19 protein-coding genes are annotated in these 23203 nt (G+C 35.5%); 17 read left to right on the top strand and 2 right to left on the bottom strand.

All coding sequences use genetic code 11. The annotated features are described in order from the left end of the window. Window positions 1–4 precede the first annotated feature (4 nt). Window positions 5–2674, top strand: a complete 2670-nt coding sequence (locus tag HNS40_RS05980; protein WP_172278688.1) for a hypothetical protein — start codon at window positions 5–7, stop codon at window positions 2672–2674. Between the two features lie 57 nt (window positions 2675–2731). Here HNS40_RS05980 and HNS40_RS05975 read toward each other — a convergent pair whose 3' ends face one another. Continuing rightward, window positions 2732–3508: an SDR family oxidoreductase gene (locus HNS40_RS05975; protein ID WP_172278686.1), complete on the bottom strand. Its 777-nt coding sequence runs from the start codon at window positions 3506–3508 to the stop codon at window positions 2732–2734. A gap of 314 nt (window positions 3509–3822) precedes the next feature. Here HNS40_RS05975 and HNS40_RS05970 point away from each other — a divergent pair, with 314 nt between their 5' ends. From HNS40_RS05970 to HNS40_RS05925, 10 genes are all read left to right on the top strand, one after another. Beyond that, on the top strand, window positions 3823–5478 hold the full coding sequence (locus HNS40_RS05970; RefSeq protein WP_172278684.1) for a Zn-dependent hydrolase: 1656 nt from the start codon (window positions 3823–3825) through the stop codon (window positions 5476–5478). Between the two features lie 249 nt (window positions 5479–5727). Then, entirely contained in the window at window positions 5728–6144 is a 417-nt protein-coding gene (locus tag HNS40_RS05965) for an Hsp20/alpha crystallin family protein (protein ID WP_172278682.1), read from the top strand. Between the two features lie 139 nt (window positions 6145–6283). Beyond that, window positions 6284–6952, top strand: a complete 669-nt coding sequence (locus tag HNS40_RS05960; protein ID WP_172278680.1) for a hypothetical protein — start codon at window positions 6284–6286, stop codon at window positions 6950–6952. A gap of 88 nt (window positions 6953–7040) precedes the next feature. After that, window positions 7041–8495 (top strand): hypothetical protein, encoded by a 1455-nt coding sequence (locus tag HNS40_RS05955; RefSeq protein ID WP_172278678.1) that lies wholly within the window; start codon window positions 7041–7043, stop codon window positions 8493–8495. 482 nt (window positions 8496–8977) lie between these two features. Further along, window positions 8978–11170 (top strand): DNA helicase RecQ, encoded by a 2193-nt coding sequence (gene recQ, locus HNS40_RS05950; protein WP_371742920.1) that lies wholly within the window; start codon window positions 8978–8980, stop codon window positions 11168–11170. 13 nt (window positions 11171–11183) lie between these two features. Continuing rightward, window positions 11184–11708 carry a DUF4296 domain-containing protein gene (locus tag HNS40_RS05945; RefSeq protein ID WP_172278674.1) on the top strand — a complete coding sequence of 175 codons (525 nt, stop codon included), beginning with the start codon at window positions 11184–11186 and terminating at the stop codon, window positions 11706–11708. Window positions 11709–11758: 50 nt separating this feature from the next. Next, window positions 11759–13780, top strand: coding sequence for a gliding motility-associated C-terminal domain-containing protein (locus HNS40_RS05940; protein ID WP_172278672.1), 2022 nt, complete (start codon window positions 11759–11761; stop codon window positions 13778–13780). A 240-nt stretch (window positions 13781–14020) separates the two neighbouring features. Further along, entirely contained in the window at window positions 14021–15301 is a 1281-nt protein-coding gene (glyA, locus tag HNS40_RS05935; protein ID WP_172278670.1) for a serine hydroxymethyltransferase, read from the top strand. An 89-nt stretch (window positions 15302–15390) separates the two neighbouring features. Continuing rightward, complete coding sequence (gene dtd, locus HNS40_RS05930) at window positions 15391–15843, top strand: D-aminoacyl-tRNA deacylase (protein WP_172278668.1); 453 nt, start codon at window positions 15391–15393, stop codon at window positions 15841–15843. A gap of 89 nt (window positions 15844–15932) precedes the next feature. Beyond that, on the top strand, window positions 15933–16499 hold the full coding sequence (locus tag HNS40_RS05925; protein ID WP_172278666.1) for a hypothetical protein: 567 nt from the start codon (window positions 15933–15935) through the stop codon (window positions 16497–16499). A gap of 54 nt (window positions 16500–16553) precedes the next feature. Here HNS40_RS05925 and HNS40_RS05920 read toward each other — a convergent pair whose 3' ends face one another. After that, the gene (locus tag HNS40_RS05920; protein WP_172278664.1) at window positions 16554–17135 is read right to left on the bottom strand and encodes a thymidine kinase; all 582 of its coding nucleotides are present in this window, start codon (window positions 17133–17135) and stop codon (window positions 16554–16556) included. 215 nt (window positions 17136–17350) lie between these two features. Between HNS40_RS05920 and HNS40_RS05915 the strand changes: the two genes are divergently transcribed. From HNS40_RS05915 to HNS40_RS05890, 6 genes are all read left to right on the top strand, one after another. Further along, window positions 17351–18172 carry a hypothetical protein gene (locus tag HNS40_RS05915; RefSeq protein WP_172278662.1) on the top strand — a complete coding sequence of 274 codons (822 nt, stop codon included), beginning with the start codon at window positions 17351–17353 and terminating at the stop codon, window positions 18170–18172. A gap of 28 nt (window positions 18173–18200) precedes the next feature. Beyond that, a complete protein-coding gene (locus tag HNS40_RS05910; protein WP_172278660.1) occupies window positions 18201–19403 on the top strand; it encodes a M28 family metallopeptidase in 1203 nt (400 codons plus the stop codon). A gap of 100 nt (window positions 19404–19503) precedes the next feature. After that, window positions 19504–20451 carry a hypothetical protein gene (locus HNS40_RS05905; protein ID WP_172278658.1) on the top strand — a complete coding sequence of 316 codons (948 nt, stop codon included), beginning with the start codon at window positions 19504–19506 and terminating at the stop codon, window positions 20449–20451. A gap of 89 nt (window positions 20452–20540) precedes the next feature. After that, window positions 20541–21095 (top strand): cob(I)yrinic acid a,c-diamide adenosyltransferase, encoded by a 555-nt coding sequence (locus HNS40_RS05900; protein WP_172278656.1) that lies wholly within the window; start codon window positions 20541–20543, stop codon window positions 21093–21095. 87 nt (window positions 21096–21182) lie between these two features. Beyond that, the gene (gene pssA / locus HNS40_RS05895) at window positions 21183–21884 is read left to right on the top strand and encodes a CDP-diacylglycerol--serine O-phosphatidyltransferase (RefSeq protein WP_172278654.1); all 702 of its coding nucleotides are present in this window, start codon (window positions 21183–21185) and stop codon (window positions 21882–21884) included. Window positions 21885–22038: 154 nt separating this feature from the next. Beyond that, complete coding sequence (locus HNS40_RS05890; protein WP_172278652.1) at window positions 22039–23190, top strand: ammonium transporter; 1152 nt, start codon at window positions 22039–22041, stop codon at window positions 23188–23190. Window positions 23191–23203 lie beyond the last annotated feature (13 nt).

The following is a 23203-nucleotide window of genomic DNA, read 5'->3' as shown; positions in this document are numbered from 1 at the left end:
ATCTATGCAAATCAACCTCAGAACATCCTATCTCTTGATTGTCTTTATTTTTATTGGCTTTCTAGGAGGAGGAATATATTTCTATCAACAATTATTTCAAGGGATTAAAGATCCAGTAAAATTGATTCCCGATGATGCGGCTTTAATTATTGAGATCCCGCAATTTGATAAATTATATCAAAATTGGGATTCGGAAAGCTCTTATGGAAAGGTACTTAAAGAATGGCCAAAGCTAGAGAGCTTTCAATATTTTCTTCCGCAGGTTTTAACTTATTTTGAAGAGGAAACTGCCCATTTTACAGATTTACAACAGCCTGTTTTGCTCTCACGACACCAGCAAGGGTGGTTGTTATTATTCCCTTCTTTCGGTTATAGCTTGCAGAATTTTGAGCGAGATATATTATCGCAACTAAATGAATCCCCCATTACTCAAGAGAAAACCCTTGAAAGTGAATATTATCTTGAACTTAACCAAGAAAAGCATCAGCTTTGTATCAGCGAAAAGAGAGGATGGTATTTTATATCAGATTCCCCAGAATTATTAGTGCAATCCATTGGCTTAGTAAATGGCTCCAATAAGTTTCGTCATTCAGAAGAATTTCAGTCTTTAGAGAAAGTAAGTGGCAAAAGGTCAGATGCTCATGTTTTCATTAATTTTGATAAGCTCAAAGACATTTATCCTCAGAATGCAAGCGAAACACCATCTATAGTTTGGCAAAATCCCAAAAATATAGCCGCATGGACGGGGCTCGATTTAAGTATAAAGACCAATGAACTACTATTAAATGGATATAGTATACCTGGAGATAGTGGAGTTTCTTTAATGAATATATTTCAAGACCAAGAGTCTGTGGGGATGACCATCAGCGATCACTTTCCTTATCAAACCAAATCCTATTATCATTTAAGCTTAAATGATTATTCAAGTTATTATCAGGCTTGGAAAAGCTATTTAAAATCCTCTGGGCAATGGGGTAAATACTCCAAGTCTATCCTAGAGGTGGAAAATGGCTTAAAGCAAAAGCCCGAAGAGCTTCATGCTAAATGGTGGGCCGGAGAAATGGCCAATATAAAAACGGAGGATGGTAAGGAATATGGATTGTTTCTGGCTCAGCAGGGGCGAGAGAGTTATAGATTATTGTCAGATATTGCTCACCTGTCGCAGCCCTCCATGATTAGTATGGATTATAAAAACCTAAAGCTAAAAGAGATCAATTACCCCGATTTCTTAATGAGTCAGTTTGGCCCTTGGTTTAGTACTACTAAGAAATCTTATTTTGCGGTGGTAGACGAACTGGTGATTTTTTCTAAGTCCATTGAAGATCTAAAAGAATATATTGATCTTTTGGAATCGGGTTCCATCCTCCAAAAGAAAGAATCCTATCATGAGTTTTCTGATAACCTTTCTAAAAATACCAATTTCACATTTTATGTAAATAGGCCACATTCTGTTTCAGAAATATTCAATATTTTCCAAAAGAAAGAAGAGCTAAGTATAAATGAGCTTTCCATATTTAAAAAAGACTTGAATGGTTATTCCCTCCAGCTCAACTGGAAAAATAGGATGGTTTATACTGGAATATTCGCTGGTTTATCTGGGGAGAAAACCGAGAAAAGTTCTCAATGGCAGGTGCTGATGGATAGTGATATTGTTAGCGGGCCTTTTATTGTAACTGACCATACAGATGCCAGTCATAAGTATATTGTGTTTGATGATTTTAGGCAAATGTATCTCATTAATGAGCAAGGCGATATTGTTTGGAAAAAGCAAATAGAGGAAAAGCCCATCAGTAATGTTTTTGAAATAGACTATTATGGTAATGGAAAAATTCAATATCTATTTAATAGCGAGAATTATATGTACTTAATTGATTTGACAGGTAACTTTGTGGCCAATTATCCCCTTAAATTAAATAGCGAAGCCAGTACGGGCTTGTCTGTAATAGATTATCAGAATAATAAAGATTATAGAATTCTTATTCCTTGCCTTAATGGGGAGGTTTATAATTATAAAAAAGACGGAAGCCTTCTAAAGGATTGGAAATCAAAAAATACACGAAAGCAGATCGTAAAGCCAATGAGTCATGTGGTGGCCAATAGTAAAGATTATTTGATAGCAGAGGCTCAAAATGGGAATATCATAATGTTTGATAGAAATGGAAAGGTTCGTTTAGAAATCAGAAAGTCTTTCACCAATGCCTTAGGTTCCGATGTTTATGCCAATAGAACCAATAGCAAAGGAATGATGATAACGACAGATTCAGATGGGAAACTCATTTATATTCCAGAAAAGGGTCAGGTGAAATCTACTGATTTTGGAGATTATTCTAAAGATCATTTCTTCATTTATAGTGATTTTAGTGGAAATGGAAATTATGATTTTATTTATCTTGATGGCCAGGAGCTGAATGTATTTGACCGATTGAAGAAATCATTTGTCAACTATATCTTTGAGCGTCCTATTCTCATTAAACCTCAGTTGTTTAGTGTGTCAGGGCGTAAGATACTAGCTGTTTTTGATAAAGAAGGGGAAACCCTATATTTATTCAACTCAGATGGACTGATGAGTAAAAAGCTCAAGGGAAATACTGGGTATGTTATTGATGTAAATAAGAGAAATAAACCAATGGTATTGATAGGTAAAGGGAAGGCCTTGATGAAATATCCAATATGATAGCAAATAAAAAGCCGAATATGATTCATATTCGGCTTTAATTTTTTTTGGTTTTAATTATCCAAAAACGCCTCTTGTTAACCCACCATCTACACTAATAGTTTGGCCAGTAACATAAGCAGATTGAGGAGAAAGCAGCCATAATGCTAGGCTTGCAAACTCTTTTGGATCTCCCATTTTACCATTCAAGGATTCTGCTTCAATTTGTTCACGAGCTTCCTCTTCTGAAATATCAGAAATTAAAGCCTTTTTTGAAATGATTCTGTCCATTGCGCTGGTGTCATGATAACCCGGGGCCAATATATTCATATTAACACCTTTGTTTCCAACCTCTTGAGAGAAGGTTTTTACATAACCAACCATGGCTAACCTAAAAGCGTTACTTAAAACTAAGTTCGCTACTGGTTGCTTTACAGAGATACTCTCCACAAACACCATTTTTCCACCGCCCCATCCAATAAATCTTTGAACTAGCTTTTTGGTAATTCTCACCTTCCAACGAACCAATGACTTATAGGCTGTATCCCAGTCATTCAATCTCGATTCCATAGCGCTTTTTGCTGGTGGCCCACCTGCATTGATCACCGCTCCTGATAGTCTCTTATTGCCTATCATATTTAAAACCTTGTCTTGTTCTAATGGAATGGTGATGTCAACAGCTAAATACTCAACTTGCTCGGGAGCCATCTTTTTTAGCTCTATTAATTTTTCCTCAGTTTTGGAATTAGCAAAAACAAATGCTCCTTCTTTAATAAGCGCTTCGGCTATTGCTCTTCCAAAGCCGCTACCTGCACCTGTGACCAAAAAATATTGGCCTTTTAATTTTAAATCCATACTTATCTCCTCTTTTAGTAACGCGATAAAATTAGTAAAAATCTTGATATGGACAAATATTGTAATTGAAGGTTAACAAATATATATGAAAATATAATACTATACCAAGGTGGGGTATAAGTATGTTTTGATTTTTGTAATTAGCCTATAATCAAAGGTGTAATGATTTAAAAAAATAGATATTTAGTTTTCAAAAAATAAAAGATTATTTTCATAAAATTTATTTAAGATAGGAGGAATTGCATTTTAGATGTGTAGGTAAATGATCAAATAAATTCTGTAATTTCGTCCACATGAAATTTAAACACAACAAAATGATAAAGAAAACACTAATTTTTATGATGCTTGGTGCTTTTGCAATGAGTTTAAACTCTTGTGGAGATGAGCCAAAGCCTATGGGGGAAAAGGTTAAAAAAGAGGATGTTAAAATGAAAAGTTTAGTAGAGACCTATACTGATTTCACTTTGACTTCGGATATTTCTCATCTTTCGGTTGATGAAAAGGAAATGTTGATACTCCTTTTCCAAGCTGCAGAAGTGATGAATTCTATTTATTGGCAAGAAAGCTATGGTGACAAGGCTAGTCTGATGGCTAAATTAGAAGATCCTTATCAAAAAAAGTTTGTCGAAATCAATTATGGACCTTGGGATCGTTTGGATGATAATTCATCCTTTGTTGAAGGGATTGGAAAGAAGCCAGCAGGAGTTCGGTTTTATCCGGTTGATATGACCAAAGAAGAGTTTGAGGCTTGGGATGATGAAGATAAATCAAGCCAATATACCATGATTGTGCGTGATGAGAATAAGAAGCTCAAGTCGGTTTGGTATCACGAGTATTTTAAAGATGAGATAGATCGAGTAGTGGACTTACTTAAAGAAGCAGCTAAATTGGCCGGAGACGAGGGCTTCCGTACTTATTTAAATTTAAGAGCAGAAGCATTATTAACTGATGATTATTTAGCAAGTGATATGGCTTGGATGGACATGAGGGATAATAATGTAGATCTTGTTATCGGGCCCATAGAGAATTATGAGGATGCTCTTTTTGGTACTAAAGCTGCACATGAGGCCTTTATTCTTATCAAAGATTTAGAGTGGACTAAGAAGCTAGCACATTTTGCGCAATTTCTTCCAGAATTGCAAAAGCAAATGCCTGTGGAAGCTAAATATAAAGCAGAGATTCCTGGAAGTAATGCTGATCTTGGAGCTTATGATGCTGTATTCTATGCAGGAGATTGTAATGCGGGTTCCAAGACTATTGCCATCAATCTTCCAAATGATGAGCGTGTGCAACTAGAAAAAGGATCTCGTCGTCTGCAATTGAAGAATTCTATGCAAGCCAAATTCGATAAGATACTAATTCCAATCAGTGAAGTTTTGATTGCTGAAGGTCAACGCAAACATGTTACTTTTGATGCATTCTTTGCTAATACTATGTTTCATGAAGTGGCTCATGGTTTAGGAATCAAGAATACCATTAATGGTAAAGGTGATGTTCGCTCAGCCATTAAAGAACAATACTCTGCTCTTGAGGAGGGTAAAGCTGATATATTAGGTTTGTATATGGTAACTAAGTTACACGAGATGGGTGAGCTTGGTGAAGCTGACCTTATGGATAACTACGTAACTTTTATGGCTGGTATCTTCCGCTCTGTTCGTTTTGGAGCTGCCAGTAGTCATGGGAAATCAAATATGGTTCGTTTCAATTACTTCCTAGAGCGTGGTGCTTTCACCAAATTAGAAAATGGAACATATCATATTGATATGGCTAAAATGCAAGATGCTTCAAAAGAGTTAACCCAATTGATCCTTAAAATACAAGGGGATGGGGATTATGATGCCGCTAAAAAGCTAGTCGTAGAAAAAGGAACCATTAATGCTGATTTGCAAAAAGATTTAAATAAAATTGATGCCGCCGGTATCCCAATCGATATCGTTTTTAATCAAGGTATGGGGCAATTGAATTTTTAATTAACCAATTTCGTATTTAAAAAAATCAAAAGCTTGGTCATTTGACCAGGCTTTTTTTATGGAGGCTTTTATTTTATGAGCTTATAAACTGACAATATTTAATAGAAAACAGACAAAACGGCATAATATATTTTTCACACACGACATAATGGCTGGCTTTGGACCGGAATTTCATTTGGCATTTCATTTGAGTACTTCAAATCAAATAACAATAAAATATTTAAAACATAAAAATAAGGAGATAAAACCATGATGAATTTAGTAAAAGTAAACAGAAACCCATTATTCTCAGATTTAATGAATCAAATGTGGAATGATTTTGAAACTACACCAAAGGTAAAGCCAGCTACCAATGTGTTGGAAAACGAAACAGGGTTTAAAATTCAGATTTCAATTCCAGGATGGGAGAAAGAAGATGTGAAAGTTGAAATTGACAAATCTCTTTTGAAGGTATCAGGCAAAGTAGAAGATAAACAAGAAGAAAGCAAAGACGAGTTCCTAAGAAAAGAATTTAAAGCTGCATCTTTTGAAAGAGCCTTCACTTTACCAAAGGAGATTGACCACGAAAACATCCATGCTGAGCATAAGAATGGAATTTTAGAAATTAGCATCCCTAAAAATCTTAAAGAATTAGAGAAAATGCAAAGATTGATTGAGATTAAGTAATTCATAAGAATAGCAGAGTTTCATAAAAAGCCACCCATTGGGTGGCTTTTTATGTTAAATATTACAGGTCTTTTAGTGTGTTGGGGTGTGAATGTTCAATAACATGATCCGTCTTTATATCAACAAAAAAAATCGAACAATGAAAAAGCTTATATTATTATGTTTAATATCGTCATTTGGAATAATGGCAAATGCACAAGTAGAAATAGGAACCGCTACGAATTTCACTGAAATAGAGGGAGATGGAACCATAGGGTTTAATGGTGCTGCCACTGTTTGGGACGATTATGTGGTGCCTCTTGCATCAGTAAAGCTCAAAGGTACAGATTTGGCAAAATGGGAAACTTTTATTGGTAACATCAATCAATACAATTTTGAGGAAAATAAATTGGAAGTAGCAGGATTATCTATTCAGATGCCACATAGTTGGAATGGAACTGCTATCCATCCTCATATACACTGGTCACCAGAAGATGATGGCGCTGGAGATGTGATTTGGGCTATAGAATATACCTGGGTAAATTATAATTCAGAAACCCAATATGTTTTTCCTGCTGCTGAGACTCTTACAGCAACGGCAAGCGTGAATGGTGATTCTCATAAGTATTTAATAGCTAGTTTTGGACCCATAACTCCACTCACAGGATCAGAGAACCCTCAAGATAATGTAAGTAGCATTTTATTGATTAGGTTGTATAGAAACGGGACCAGTAATGATGACACATATGCTAAAGGGGCTTTTGCGTTGTCTTTTGATATTCATTACGAAAAGAACACGGTTGGAAGCAGGCAAGAATACATTAAATAAAAGGCAAATTATAAATCATATTAAAATAATAATAGTTCTATTGTTTTTACCAAGTCTTTTGCATGCTCAAATAACAATAAAGCAGAACATGGGATTAAGAGTGTTGGAGGAGGATGAAATAAGAGTTGCTGGAAATGTTAATTTGGAAGATGCTACTTCTTCTGTTTCCCTTGATGGAAATATGAGTATCTCCGGAGATTTGTCAAATTCTGCCAATGCTTCTAATTTTATTATAGAATCGGATGCTAATAATACAGGCTCCTTAATTGTCGATGGAGCAATTATTGGAGATTATACAGTGGAAAGATATGTTACGAGTAATACTTGGCATTTTTTATCAGCTACAGTTGATAATTTAACCACTAGGGCTTTTTATTTTGATGAGAATCCGCTTACCTATATTGCTTCATATAATGAGCCAGTTGGTACTTGGGATTTTATATCAGGCCTTGACGAGTCTTTACCTATGGGTATCGGTTATAAATTTTGGGTTGCTGAATCTAAGGCTCCTATTACGGCATACATGGAGGGTGAGTTGAAATCAACAAGCTTATCCGTAGATTTGGATTATGGAGGAGTTGGTGGGAACTGGAATTTAATTGGTAATCCATTTCCGTCTGCAGTTGATTGGGATGACGAAAACTGGTTAACAACCAATACAACAGGTGCTGTTTATATTTGGGATTCCACTTTTAATAATGGCGATTATAGAGTTTATAATGGGAGTACAGGAGATTTAACAAATGGTGTTATTCCTATGAGTCAAAGTTTTTTTGTTTCGGCAACTTCTTCTGGGTCTTTTAATATTCCTGCGAGTGCAAGGACTCATGAAGGATCGAATTTTTATAAGTCAACTAAGGAAAAAGGAAGTCCTTTTATTAAACTTCAATTGAATCATCAAACTAAAGGAAATACTCTCTTTATTGGTTTCCCAGATAATGGAACCGCTCATTTTGATTTTAGAGGCGATGCCCACAAGCTTTATTCTGCAGCAGATGTACCACAACTATTTGCTATAGAGGATGGGGAAAAACTCTGCATCAATGCCAATAAGCCATTGGGCAATGAAATGATAAGCATACCTTTATATATAGATCAAGTTGAGAATGGAGAATATAGTTTGAGCATGTCGAAAGGAGAAAATTTACCAGGTGTTCAAATTGTTTTAAAGGATTTAAAAACAGGTTTCCAGCAAGACCTAAAGAAATATCCAACATATAATTATAGTGCTTCTGAAAGTGATGAATTACAGCGGTTTGTGATTGCATTTCATCAAAATGCTTACGGTTTTGAGGAGGAAGAAATAATTGATGATTTAGTGGGAATTTATTACGCAAATGGTGTCATTTGTATAACTTCTAAAGGTGTAGCGGAATTTGAGAGTGGTGACTTGCATGTCTTCAATCTATTAGGCCAGGAGATTCATTCTCAGGGTATAGCATCAGTAGAATTAATAAGGATTCCATTCAATTCTGATCAGGAATATATAATTGTAAAGCTTATCAAAAATGGTTTTTATATAGTTGAGAAAATCAAATTATAGTATAAGTTTAGTCTGATACCCTTTTTTCTTTGTATTGTATGACGGGCAAAAACCTCTGCTTTCATAATATGGTGTAAGCTAAGAATACCAGAGTCTTACTTTGTTTACAGTTGATGAAATATTAAAGATATAAGCCAGTCATTGTAAATTAATTTGGCAAGGCTTATAGGAATTTTAACTCAAGACCCTAATATACTTATCCTGGATTGATAGTTAAGTATGCAGGATAGTTTAATAAAGAGGCTTAGTTTTGTGTTTTATCGCATATCCCTAAAATTCAGTAATATCACGTAGTTATTATTAAGATATTTTGATTACCTTCGCACTCCTTTTCAAAAAATAGGAAAACTCAATAGGGGGAAGATTCCATTGCTTTTGATAAATAAAATGATTAAATTTGTAAGGGTAGGAGGCTATTCCTAGTCTATTAATGTGTGATAAGGTATTGAGAGAAGTATCGAATGAATAGTGTAATGACAGAAATTAAAGAAAATACATCATTAAAAGTCCTTTTAAAGAAGATTTTTGGTTTTACTAGTTTTAAAGGAACCCAAGAAGAAATCATTGAAAGTGTGTTAGCTGGGAGAGATACATTTGTTATCATGCCAACAGGCGGAGGTAAGTCTATGTGTTATCAATTACCTGCTTTAATTCAAAGTGGCACAGCTATTATAGTTTCGCCGTTAATTGCTCTGATGAAGAATCAGGTAGATGTGATTAGAAATTATAGCACTGATAAAGGGATTGCTCATGTAATGAATTCTAGTTTATCGAAAAGTGAGTTGATGGAGGTGCGAGAGGATTTGTTGAGTGGAAAAACTAAGCTTTTATATGTTGCTCCAGAGTCCTTAACTAAGGAAGAGAATGTAGAATTTCTGAAAAACATTGAAATTTCTTTTTACGCAATAGATGAAGCACACTGTATATCTGAATGGGGACATGATTTCCGTCCTGAATATCGAAGACTGCGCCCCATAGTACAAGCCATTGGTCATGATGTGCCGATTATAGCACTAACTGCAACTGCAACTCCAAAGGTAGAACAAGATATATTAAAGAATTTAGCCATTGAGGATGCCAATGTTTTTAAGTCTTCTTTTGATAGAGCAAATCTATATTATGAAGTGCGTCCTAAAACAAAAGATGTCAATAAGGACATTATCAAATATATTAAAACTCAGCCTGGTAAATCAGGTATTGTATATTGCTTAAGCCGTAAAAAGGTGGAGGAAATTGCAGAAACCTTGCAAGTAAATGGAATTAAAGCCCTGCCTTATCATGCAGGTCTTGATGCACATACTCGTCGTAGGAATCAAGATATGTTCTTGATGGAAGAGGCAGATGTAATTGTGGCTACTATTGCTTTTGGAATGGGAATTGACAAGCCTGATATTAGGTTTGTGATTCATCATGATATTCCAAAATCCATAGAAGGATATTATCAGGAGACTGGACGAGCTGGACGTGATGATGGAGAAGGAAACTGTATTGTATTCTATAGTTATGACGATATAGAGAAACTCGAGAAGTTCATGAAGAACAAGCCTGTTGCTGAACAAGAAATTGCCAAACAACTATTACAGGAAACAGTTTCTTATGCAGAATCCTCTGTTTGTCGTCACCGTCAATTATTGCATTATTTTGGAGAAGAATACACCAAAGATAATTGTGGTTGTTGTGATAATTGTCTTAAACCAAAAGAGAGTTTCGAAGGAAAAGAAGATATAGCCAATGCCATACAAGCAGTATTAGATGTTAAGCAGTTGTTTAAACGTGAATATATTGTGAAACTATTGGTAGGAGATTTGAATTCTGATATCAGAGGAGCAAAACACGATAAATTAGAAGTTTTTGGAATTGGCGCTGATAAAGATGAAAAACATTGGAATGCCGTTTTAAGGCAAATTCTAATTAATAATTTTCTAACCAAGGAGATTGAGAACTATGGTCTATTGAAAGTCACTCAAAAAGGACTTGATTTCTTAGAAAAACCATATAGTATTAAACTCACCAAAGATCATGATTATATTGAAGAGGCTGATAGTAGTATAGAAGTTGGAGGTGGTGCTAAATCAGGTGCTTTAGATGTGACCCTCTTTAATATGCTAAAAGACCTAAGGAGAAGAATCTCCAAAGAAGAGAATCTACCTCCTTTCGTTATTTTCCAAGATCCTTCCTTACAAGATATGACCGTTCAGTATCCAGTGAGTCTTGAAGAATTGAAAAATATTTCAGGAGTAGGAGCGGGTAAAGCTGCTAAATATGGAGAGCCTTTTGTTCAGTTGATCGCCAAATATGTTAAAGATAATGATATCACCCGTCCCATGGATATGGTGGTGAAATCAGTGGTCAATAAATCGGGATTAAAGGTTTATATTATTCGAAGTGTTGATAGAAAACTTCCCCTAGAGGATATTGCTAAGGCAAAACAAATGCCTGTTAATGAGATGATTAGTGAGATTGAAAGAATTGTTACTTCTGGAACTAAATTAGATCTGAGTTATTATATTGATGAAGTAGTTGACGAATACCATCAAGAGGAGATTTTAGAGTATTTTCACGAAGCCGATTCCGATAGTATTGAAGATGCACTTGACGAACTGGGAGAAGAAGAATTTGAAGAAATTGAAATTAGACTGATGCGAATAAAATTCTTGTCCGACGTAGGTAACTAAAAATAATTCTAGCATGCTAAAGCTTAAACCCCTTCTATTTTATTTAATAGTTGTTTTATTAATAGTTTCTTCCTGTTCCTCATTTTCTAAAGAGGATACTGATGTGCCTGGGGATTTGATTTCTCGAGATAAGATGATTGTCATATTAGCTGATATGCAGATTACAGAAGCTTTTTTGGATGATTTGAGAAAAACAGGTATTAGAACCAATGACTCCTCATTATTGTATTTTCAAAAGGTATTTAAAAAGAATCAAGTAAGTCCAATGGAATTTGAAAATAGTTTGTTATACTATAAGAAAAATCTGGAGCAAATGGATATGATTTATACAGATGTGGTGACACGTTTAAATGAGTTAAAGGCAAAAAATGATGAGATTTTGCTTCAGATGAAAGCCGATTCGCTAAGATTGGATAGTGTTAAAATCATTGATTCTTTTATCGATAGCTTAAGCCTAAGCAGTGATTCCTTATATGTACAAGATAGTTTAGCTTTGGATTCAATAATTAAACATCATTTTGGCAATAAGTCGAATTAATTATTGTTATATATTTACCCTTTAAAAAACTATCTTTGCGGTGTAAGCCTATGAAGCACTCACTTATTATTATTGTCCTACTATTGTTCACATTCGAAGTGTATTCGCAACGAACTAAACTGGAATGTCTTACTGTTGGTGAGCAAGATGGTTCGGTGACATTAACGTTTTCGGCCGGCTCTAGTACTACCCATTTTTTTATCTATCGTTCTACTTCCATAAATGGAACATTTGAGCATATTCATACCACTAGTGATGCTACAGTAGATACTTATACAGATCTGGATGTGAATGCTGCCTCTCTATCTTATGCTTATTATGTAGAGTCCTATGTGGGTAATCAATTACAAAGCGAATCAGCAAAAGTGCGAACCATATTATTATCTGTAAATAATCTAGATAATGGATTGGTGGATATGTCATGGAACGATTCAGGTTTTGATCCCAATGAGGAATATCATATTTGGAGAAGGGGTTCGGCGACCGCTTATGATGAGCATGATGTTACTTTCGATAATGAGTATATCGACACTACCAGAATGTGTGAAGTTACCTATTATTATCAAATTCGTGTAATGACTAATGGCTGTGAGTCAATTAGTAATGTAAGAGGAGGGATTTTTAAAGACAATACTCAGCCCGATTTGATAATACCAGAAAACGCAAGTGTAGATATTGAAACTGGTGAAATTAGGTTGAGTTGGTTGTTACCAAGTATAGAAAATGCTGACATCAGAAAGTATATGATATGGATCATGAATGAGGAGGGTGAATCCAATACGCAATATCCTATTGCTGAGGTTTATGGCTATCATAATTTATCCATTCAATTGGATCAGGGATTGGTTTGTGATACAACTCTAACATTCTCTATAACAGCACAAGATAGTTGTGGGAATTCATGTGTTTGGACTTCCGATTATTTTATTAGAACTGTTAATCTACATGCCCCTGAGTATAATATTTGTAATGATGAATGCTTGATATCTTGGGATAGTTTAAGGGATTGGCAAGATGTGAGTCTACAAGGTATTCGAGTTTATGAAAAGGTAGCTGATGGGGAATTTGAGGTGGTAGCTGATGTGGATCCAACCGAAACAGAGGTGAGCCTTTTTGGTTTTGAAAGAGATATTGAATACCGGTTTTATATTGAAGCCTATAGTGAGGGAAATACGAGAACATCAACTTCATGTATTAAAAAAGTCATTGGTAGAAAACCTGTTGTTACGGATTTTACTTGGTTGCGTTCGGCAAGTGTGGTAGATGGGAAAGTGGAGCTGAAATGGCAGGTAGATAGTATTGCCTATATTCCTCAATTTGCTATTACTAGGTCGGAAAATGGTGGAGATTTTGAGGTGCTCGATACAGTAATAGGGAATTCAGATACTTTACATTATTATGCAGATATCTCAAGTCGCTATTATCAGTCTCCTCAGTCCTATATTGTTCATCCCTATGATAGTTGCTTAAATATGGGGGAGGGCAGTAATATAGCCATGACTATGAATTCATCTGTAAGTTCTTATGCCGATGGAGAAGCATTAATAGAATGGACTCCTTATTCTAAAATGGATTCTATTATTGCTTATCAAATATATAGAGTGATCGATACTCTTATTTATCCTTTCCCTGTTGGCGAAGTTTATCCTGAATCCGATCTTTCTTATGTAGATCGTTACGATCAGTCGGTACCATTAACCGCTAAAGTGGGTTATTTTGTTGAAGCAGTGGGGCATTTCTCTGATAGTATGCCAACGGCAGATACTGCCCGTTCCAATGTGAATTTCTTGGCCAAGTTAAGTAATGTCTTTATTCCATCAGGTTTCGATCCAGATGGTGGGGTCACTAATATTTTTATGCCTATTTATACCGGAATTAAAATGGAGAATTACAGCTTCAAAATTCTGAATAGATGGGGAATGATGCTCTATGAATCCAATCAACCGGTATTGGGATGGAATGGCAAGTTTCAAGGCGAATTTGTGCCACCAGGCCCTTATGCTTATGTCCTGACCTATGAAACATTATATGGTAAAAAGATGCGCAAGAGCGGAGTTTTTTTTGTTCTTTAATAAAAGCTATTCCTGAAAATAATTCATTCTTCGTGTTTTTTAGTATATTTCTCTGTAAAACAGTGTTTTAAGGCTGGTGGGATTTAGGTTTATCTTAGGCAAAATACTGATTTACATTAGAAATATCTTTTTTCTATCAAAAGCAAAATTCAATTTCCTATTTTTGCATATTCAGTTGATATTGTAATCGTGTTAATGATTTCAAGATGAACTCATTCATGTAATTTAATAAATTTAGATATGATAAGAGATAAGCAGATTTTCGATTTGATCGAGCAAGAAAAAAAACGTCAAACTCACGGTATTGAGTTAATTGCTTCAGAAAACTTTGTAAGTGATGAAGTCATGCAAGCCATGGGGTCTGTTTTAACAAATAAATATGCAGAAGGATATCCTGGTAAGCGTTATTATGGTGGTTGTGAGGTAGTGGATCAAACAGAGCAAATAGCTATTGACCGTGCTAAAGAATTATTTGCAGCAGAATATGTAAATGTTCAACCACACTCCGGTGCTCAGGCAAATATGGCTGTTATGCTAGCTTGTTTAGATCCAGGAGATACATTTATGGGTTTAGACCTTTCTCACGGTGGTCACCTTTCTCATGGTAGTCATGTAAATTCATCAGGAATTTTATATAATGCTGTTTCTTACGAAGTAGAAGAAGCTACTGGTGTTATTGATTATGACAAGATGGAAGCCAAAGCCTTAGAAACTAAGCCAAAGCTTATTATTGCTGGTGCTTCTGCTTATAGTCGCGATTGGGATTATGAAAGAATGAGAGACATTGCCGATAAAATTGATGCTATCTTAATGGCTGACATTTCACATCCTTCTGGATTAATTGCCAAAGGTTTATTAAACGATCCTATTCCTTATTGTCATATTGTAACTACTACTACTCATAAGACGCTGCGTGGCCCTAGAGGTGGTATGATTATGATGGGAGAAGATTTTGAGAATCCTTGGGGTTTAAAAACACCAAAAGGCGTGACTAAGATGATGTCTACCGTATTGAATTCAGCTGTATTTCCAGGTATTCAAGGTGGTCCTTTAGAGCATGTGATTGCTGCTAAAGCTGTTGCTTATGGCGAAGCCTTAACCGATAATTATATGAACTATATGCTTCAGGTTCAGAAAAATGCACAAGCTATGGCAGCTGCATTTATTGCTAAAGGATATCATGTAGTTTCAGGTGGAACAGATAATCACTTGATGTTGATTGACCTCAGAAGTAAATTCCCTGAAATTACTGGTAAAGTGGTAGAAAATACCTTGGTAAAAGCTGATATTACTGTAAACAAGAATATGGTTCCTTTCGATAGCCGTTCTCCATTCCAGACTTCTGGTTTAAGAGTGGGTACTCCAGCGGTGACTTCTCGTGGATTAACAGAAGAGCATATGCCTATTATTGTGGATTTAATTGATGAAGTGATTTCAGATATCGAAAACCCAGCAGTATTAGAAAAAGTAAGAAAAGAAGTGAATGCCTTAATGATGGATCGTCCATTATTTGTTTGGTAGTCACTTGATAATATAATTGAGGTCCAAGTTGAGGCATTGCTTTAGCTTGGACTTTTTTTTGTATTTTCACTTTTATAAAATTAAAAATAATGAGAGTATTAATTCAAAGAGTTTCCGAAGCTTCCGTAAAAATAGATGGACATATAAAATCAGAAATTGCTCAGGGTTTATTGATTTTGCTGGGCATAGAAAATGAGGATGGTCAAGAAGATATCAATTGGTTGGTGGAGAAGATTCTAAAGCTTAGGATATTTGATGACGAAAATGGAGTCATGAATTTGTCCTTGATGGATGTTAATGGAGACCTAATGCTTATTAGCCAGTTTACGCTACATGCCAGCACTCGAAAAGGAGCTCGACCCAGTTATATAAAAGCTGCACGTCCTGAAAAAGCGATTCCATTATATGAAGCATTTATTAAAGCCATGGAAGAAAAGAAAGGTGGAAAAATAGCCACTGGTGAGTTTGGAGCAGATATGAAAGTGGGGCTAATTAACGATGGTCCAGTGACAATATGGATAGATTCGAAAAATAAAGAATAGCTATTTATATGTTAAAACTTGACTAATTACCTAGAAATTACCTATTTTCGTCTGATTAAAAGATTAATAAATCCAAAATTAATATACTTATGAAAAAATTATCATCATTATTTGTTGTTGCTTTACTGGTATTAGCAGGAGCATTTACATCCTGCGAAAAAGTCGCAGAAGAACTTCAGAATTCAGTTGAAGTAACCGTTTATACTGATTTGGAAGCCCCAATGGTTGCGGTACCAGATGTAACTAAATCTACAGAAGAAGGAAGTGCTTCTTTTAATGAAACAGCAATCATAGACATTTCTAATAATGCAGATCTTGCAGATTATCTAGAGTCTATTCAAAGTATTGAGGTGACTAATATTAAAGTATTAGTTACAAGTACTACACCAGCTGGTCTTGCATTAGAAAGTGGTACTTTCTCTATTACTGATAATGTAAATGGAGACAGCTTTGCTTTTGCTAGTCCTGCCAATATGCCTATTGCAGTTGGTGCTCAGTTTGAAATTGGTAGCGATGCTCCAGGTTGGGATACTGTAAATAGTATTATTGCTTCTATGCATGCTTCTACTGTTAGTGCGGTGGGTACTATCAATAACGATACTTTTGAAGTCGGCTTTGTTGTTATGGTTTCTATTAAAGTAGTGGCTAAGCCTTAATGATAAAACTTAATAAGAAATTTACAGCCTGGTTCTTAATCGAATCAGGCTTTTTTATGTTAATGAATTTGCCTTATTATAACATGGGCGGCATAAAGGCTCGTAACTCTCGGTTTCACCTAATACCACTAAATCGTCACCTTGAATGGTTCTATGGGAATACTGAGCCAGGTTGCCACATTTTATACAAATCGCATGTACTTTTGTTACATATTCGGCGGTGGCCATGAGGTGGGGGATGGGACCGAAGGGCTTGGCTTGAAAATCCATATCTAGCCCAGCCACGATAACTCTTATACCTTTGTTGGCTAGTTGATTACATACAGAGCCTAATTGATTATCAAAAAATTGAGCTTCATCAATACCTACCACATCCACGTCGTGGGCATAAAGTAGAATTTGTTCTGCGCTATCTATAGGTGTGCTCTTAATGCTGTTCTCATTATGTGATACCACATCCTCCTCATCGTATCTTACATCAATTCCTGGTTTAAAAATTTCTACCTTGAGTTTGGCGATTTTTGCTCTATTGAGTCTTCTGATCAGCTCTTCAGTCTTACCCGAAAACATGGAGCCCACTATCACTTCTACCCAACCCAGTTTATCGCCATTAAATTTTTTCTGCTCTAGAAACATGATGTATATTTTTTCAAATGTCAGATATACAGAATGGTATGTCATTCTTTATCAACATTTGTATTTTAATAATTTTGTGCCGTACAATAAATAGGGCCATAAATTCATTATATCTTTAAGCCGATTATTATAAAAATCAAAAACCTAAAAACTGAAAACAAATTTAATCATCTTCAAGATTAATCCAATCCATTTTTGAAATAAAAAGATAGCATATGAGATTCAATTTAATGAAAGAAGAATTAGCGGCTATGTTAGCCAGTCTGACTGAGCAGTTTGAACTAATGGATTCCCATAAAGAAAATATTCCTCAAATCGAAATGGACATTTTTATTAGAAATATCCAGAAACTTTATGAAGATACCATTTATCTAAAGAAACTGAATGAATCCCCAGTTCTTAAAACAGAGAAGGAGCAAGAAGTTCAGGAATACAAGCTTCAAGTAGAAGAGTCTAAAGCTGTTCTTGTGAAAGAGCCTGTAAAAGAAGAAGCCATGGAGGAGCCTAAATACGAAGAGGTGCTTAAAGAAGAAATAAGCATGTCCGAAGAGGTGATTGAAGAAGTACAAGAGGAGATAGTAGAGATAGATTTCAAAGTGGAAGTAGAGGAAAAAATACCGGAAGAGCAGGTAGAAGAAGTAAAGTCCTCTTTAGACGATATGATTGAGCAGCCTAATCTAGAAAATAATTTGTTTAGCCAAGTAAAAACCAGTCCCGAGATATCTGATTTAAATAAAAAATTAGCTGACGCACGTAATACCCATTCGATAGTAGAAAAACTACAGAATAATAGAATAGAAAACCTGAAGTCTGTCATCGGAATCAATGATAAATTCTATTTTATTAACGAGTTGTTTGGTGGTAATGCTCAGAAGTATGAAGATATAATATATACCCTCAATAATTTTAAAAAGCTGGAGGATGCCATGCAATATTTCAGTACGCTAAAATATCGTTTTAATTGGGATGAAGAATCGGAGCCTTTTGCAAAATTGGTGAATATGTTAGAGCGGAAATTTAATTTGATAGATGCATAATTCTACTATGATATTAAAAAGCTTCATGATGATACTGTTCACATGGAGCTTTTTTGGTTTACAAGCTCAGGATCGAAAATCTGTGGAGAAGCATTTGAAAAAGCTCACTTCTACCTCTTTTGCTGGAAGAGCTTATGTGAATAATGGAGATGCTAAGGCGGCTAAATATATTGCCAAGCAATTTAAGAAGTATAAACTGGAAACCATTACCGGCAGCTATTATCAAGAATATGAATTTGCCATCAATACCTTTCCTAATCCTATTTCTCTTTCCTTAAATCAACAAGAACTCAAGGCTGGACTTGATTATGTAGTTGGGGCCTCTTCCGTTTCAACAAGTGGTGATTTTTCAACTATGTATTTACCTCTTTCAGAAGAGGAAAAGAAAAGTGATTTGAGTCAAACTTTTTTAGTGGGTGATCAGGCTTATAAAGAATTCTTGAAAGCGAATATATATCATGCAAAAGGATTTTTGTATTTAGAAGAGAAGCAGCCTATCTGGAGTGTTTATCATGGAAGAGATACTTCTTTATATATGGTATTAAAAGTAAATAGAGAAAAGATAAGAGATAGTATTACTAGTCTTCATCTTGAGGTAGAAAGTGTTTTTAATCCCTCCCACAAAACTCAAAATGTTTGGGGCTTTGTGGAAGGAGAAAGATATAAGGATAGCATTATTATTGTTGGTGCTCATTACGATCACCTTGGTATGATGGGGCAGGCCATTTATAGAGGGGCAAATGATAATGCTAGCGGAACAGTAATGGTGATGGAATTGGCTAAGTATTTTGCAAAACCTGAAAATAAGCCTGATTGTTCCATTGTTTTTGCCTTATTCAGCGGAGAAGAAGCTGGTCTCCTGGGAAGTAGATATATGGCCAATCATTTTCCTTTCGATTTGAGGATGGTGAAAATGATGATTAACCTAGATATGGTGGCTACTGGTAGCGATGGAATAACAGTGGTGAATGCGAATACGGTTCCACGAGTTTTTAATCGGCTGGTACAAGTTAATCAGAAAAAGCAGTATTTAAAGGAGGTGAAGGCTAGAGGAGAGCGTTGTAATAGTGACCATTGCCCATTCTATGAGAAAGGGGTATCAGCTGTTTTTATTTATACGATAGGTTCAGAGGCCACAGCCTATCATAGCCCTGATGATGATTTTCAAAGCCTACCGCTTACTGAGTTTGACGATTTATTCCTTCTATTAAGAGATGTTATTCAAGAATAGAAAATCATGATAAATGTATTGTGGGCTATTGGTTTATCCCTATTTTTGCAAATGATATCATAATTATCGTTTATAAAACACTTGATAATACTTGCAATCTATGAAAAAACTAGTCTATTTACTTCTTCTTGTATTCGTACTTCCATCTTGTGTAAAAGATGATGATAAAGCCCCCGATACTTCGGGTTTGCCAAAGCGAATTAAGACAGCCATATTTTATGATCATAATGTGGAAAGCCAAAGGTTTGATTATTACTATAATATAGACAAACTTGTAAAAGCAGAGCTTTATGCCAAAACAGGGGCTTCTGGCGACTGGGAAATGGTTAATGAATTGAATTATGAATATAACCTTCCGAAAGTTACATTAACAGTGAATTATAACTGGATGGGAACATGGACTGAAACCGCCAAAATAGAATATATCATCGAGGATGGGAAAATTCAGGAAATGAATCATTATACTAACTTCTATGATGTTTGGCGACATGATGTTTCAACATCATATTCTTATGCTAATGATAAGCTTATTTCTTATGTACAAGAACATTTAAGATCGGATACAGTGAGTTATGCAAAAAAATATGAGTATGACTATATTGATGGTTTTCCTGTTCAAGCTAAGCAGTATTACTTCCTTAATGGGGATTGGGAAATGAATAATTTCTATAATTATGATTACAAAGTTGGGGGTAGTGGAGGTTACAAAATCAGTGGTTTTGATGCCGATAGTATAGCTCACTCCGAAACGTTGGTCACCACAGTTGGGGGGCTAGTCACCAAAAGAGAAACTCTTTTGAGTTCATCTGCGGGTGAGCCATTGGTAATGGATAAAACAGAGGCTTTTAGATATTTCCAAGAAGTGTATTTATTGTACAGTGATTTGCAAACTGACATACAGTTTCAGCATGTCGATTATTATTACGAAAATGCGGAAGGAAATGCCGCTTGGTTTAATAGTCCTCAGGAAGAAATAGAGGGGGTTCCTAGACCCAAAGGACATGATCTTGTATATATGAGCTTTAATCTTATTCAAAAAAGATGGTAGGGTTCCTAAATTTAGGAACACGTTAAAGAATTGCGAATATGATTTTTTATTTGTAAATCTTGTAGTTTTGCAGCTATAAAAAGATAATCATGGAGTGGAAAATATATACTAAACAAGGTGATAAAGGGCAGACTTCTTTAATTGGTGGAACTCGAGTGCCTAAATACGATGATAGAGTAGAAGCTTATGGAACCATCGATGAACTAAAAAGCTATATTGGAATCATTAGGGATTTGAGTGAAGATAAAAAGATTAAAGATTTATTATTGGTGATTCAAGAGCGACTTTTTACTGCAGAAAGCAGGGTAGCGGTGGATTCTGAGGAGGTCTTGAAAAAAATGCCAGAGCTATTAGAAGACGACATTAAGCTATTGGAAAGTAAGATAGATGAGATGAATGAGAGCTTACCCTCTCTAACGTCCTTTATTCTTCCAAGCGGTCAGATTTTGGCTTCTCATGCTCATGTGGCTCGAACCATTTGTCGACGAGCAGAACGTATTACCTTAAAAGCATTCCCCGATGGAAATGTGGATCCTTTAGTTTTGAAATACTTAAATAGAATGTCCGATTTCTTATTTGTACTGGCTCGTAAATTTGCCAACGAGTTGGGCGATGGAGATGTAAAGTGGGAGCCGAAGGTATAGGAAACTGGGTGCTGGGTGCTGGGTGTACTGGTTACTGGGTTTCGTTTTTAAGGCTAAATTTGTATTGATTTTTAATAATATATAGAAATGAAAAAACATATTCCAAACATCATCACTTCTTTTAATCTCTTAAGTGGTATTATGGCCATCTATTTTAGTTTCTTTGGTCAATTACAGTTGGCTGCGGCATTAATGGCTTTGGGCGCTTTTTTCGATTTCTTTGATGGTTTGGCTGCCAGAGCATTAAATGTGAAGTCCGAAATGGGAAAGCAAATGGATAGCTTAGCTGATATGGTTAGCTTTGGTTTGGTTCCCGGTTTTATTATGTTCCAATTGATGCAAAAAAGCGAATACTTACCCAATATGATGATAGGTGGGCTTGCTATATTGCCTTTTCTGGCTTTTATTATTCCTGTATTGTCTGCCTTCCGATTGGCTAAATTTAATATCGATACCAGGCAAACCGATAGTTTTATTGGATTGCCTACTCCCGCATTGGCTTTGTTTGTAGGTAGTTTGCCATTTCTTATCGATGGTGTTTTTAGTATGCAACTCCTTTGGCTCAATAATTACTACATCTTACTTGCGCTCTCTTTTGCATTGTCTATGTTACTGGTCTCTGAACTTCCATTGTTTAGTTTAAAATTTAAGAATTTAAAATGGAAGGATAATGCCATTCGCTTTGTTTTCTTGGGGCTGAGTATTTTATTTCTTGCCCTCCTCCAAATTGGCGCTTTTCCAGTCGTTATTATTTTGTATGTATTATTGTCATTATTCAGCAAAAAGTAATGTCATTAAATATTTCTTGGGGAGAAAGGTTCCTATCTCTAAGAAAATCACTTATGCTTATGAATAAAGCTTATAAATAATTTCACTTTTCATTGCTAATTGATTAACAGGGCTAAGGCTGGCTTACATTTGCGCCCTTAATAAATCAAATCACATGAAGAAAACTTTGTTTAATGCTATTGCTGTGTCCATTTTTTTGTTGGGTTCGGCCTCAAGCGCTTTTGCGCTAGATTTTAAAAGTTCTGGAATAACTGAAGTTCTAGAAGTCCAACAGTATAATAGAGCCATTCATATTATGGCTATGCTTCTTATTGGTTTCGGCTTTTTGATGGTCTTTGTCAAAAACTATGGAAAGTCAGCCTTAACAGCAACCTTCCTTTTGGTTAGCGTTTCTTTGCCCATGTATTTGGCTATAAGTAGTTTGAGCTTTTTTGCTGAGAAAAGTGAAATTGAGCATTTTATCTTAGCGGAATTTGGAGCGGCCAGTTTGTTAATTGCTGCCGGAGCGCTACTTGGTAGATTAAAAATGTACCAGTATATGATTCTGGGTTTATTGTTTATTCCATTTTACATTTTAAACGAAGTCATAGTTTTAGATGATCATTTCCATTTCGTGGGTACTATTGCTGATACTGGTGGATCGATTATCATTCATGCCTTTGGTGCTATCTTCGGAATCTCTGCTGCTGTTTCCTTATCTACAAAACATCAAAGAGAAATTCCTATTGAAGCTGACGCTACTTCTGATCGTTATTCTCTATTAGGTTCTATGGTACTTTGGGTATTTTGGCCAAGTTTCTGTGCGGCTTTAGTTCCTGCTGCTGCTATTCCAGCTACAGTCGTAAATGTATTTATTGCGCTCTGTGGTTCTACTGTGGCTACTTATATTGCTTCGGTTTCTATTAGAGGTAAAATTAATGCTGCTGATATTGCCAATGCAGCTTTAGCAGGAGGTGTTGCTATTGGAGCTACTTGTGATCATGCTACTCATTTCGAAGCTATGGTTATTGGTTTAATTGCCGGTGTTATTTCCACAGTTGGATTTGCACTATTACAAGAGAAGCAAGAAAAGTTTCATAAAATTATAGATACCTGCGGTGTTTCTAACCTTCACGGAATCCCTGGTATTTTTGGTGGATTAGCAGCTATTGTTATTGTAGATGGTTTAGATGCCAGTTCACAATTAAAAGCAATTGGTGTTACTGTCATCATTGCTATAGTTGCAGGATTGATTTCGGGAAAAATCATCTCCTTATTTGGTAGGCCAAGCGAAATCTATAATGACGAAAACGAGTTTGAAGATTAATTTTTTTGAGGTG

The sequence above is a fragment of the Lentimicrobium sp. S6 genome, assembly GCF_013166635.1.
Lineage (GTDB): Bacteria > Bacteroidota > Bacteroidia > Bacteroidales > UBA12170 > UBA12170.
Note: the sequence above shows the minus strand (reverse complement) of the source record. Positions and strands in the feature narration are given on the sequence as shown.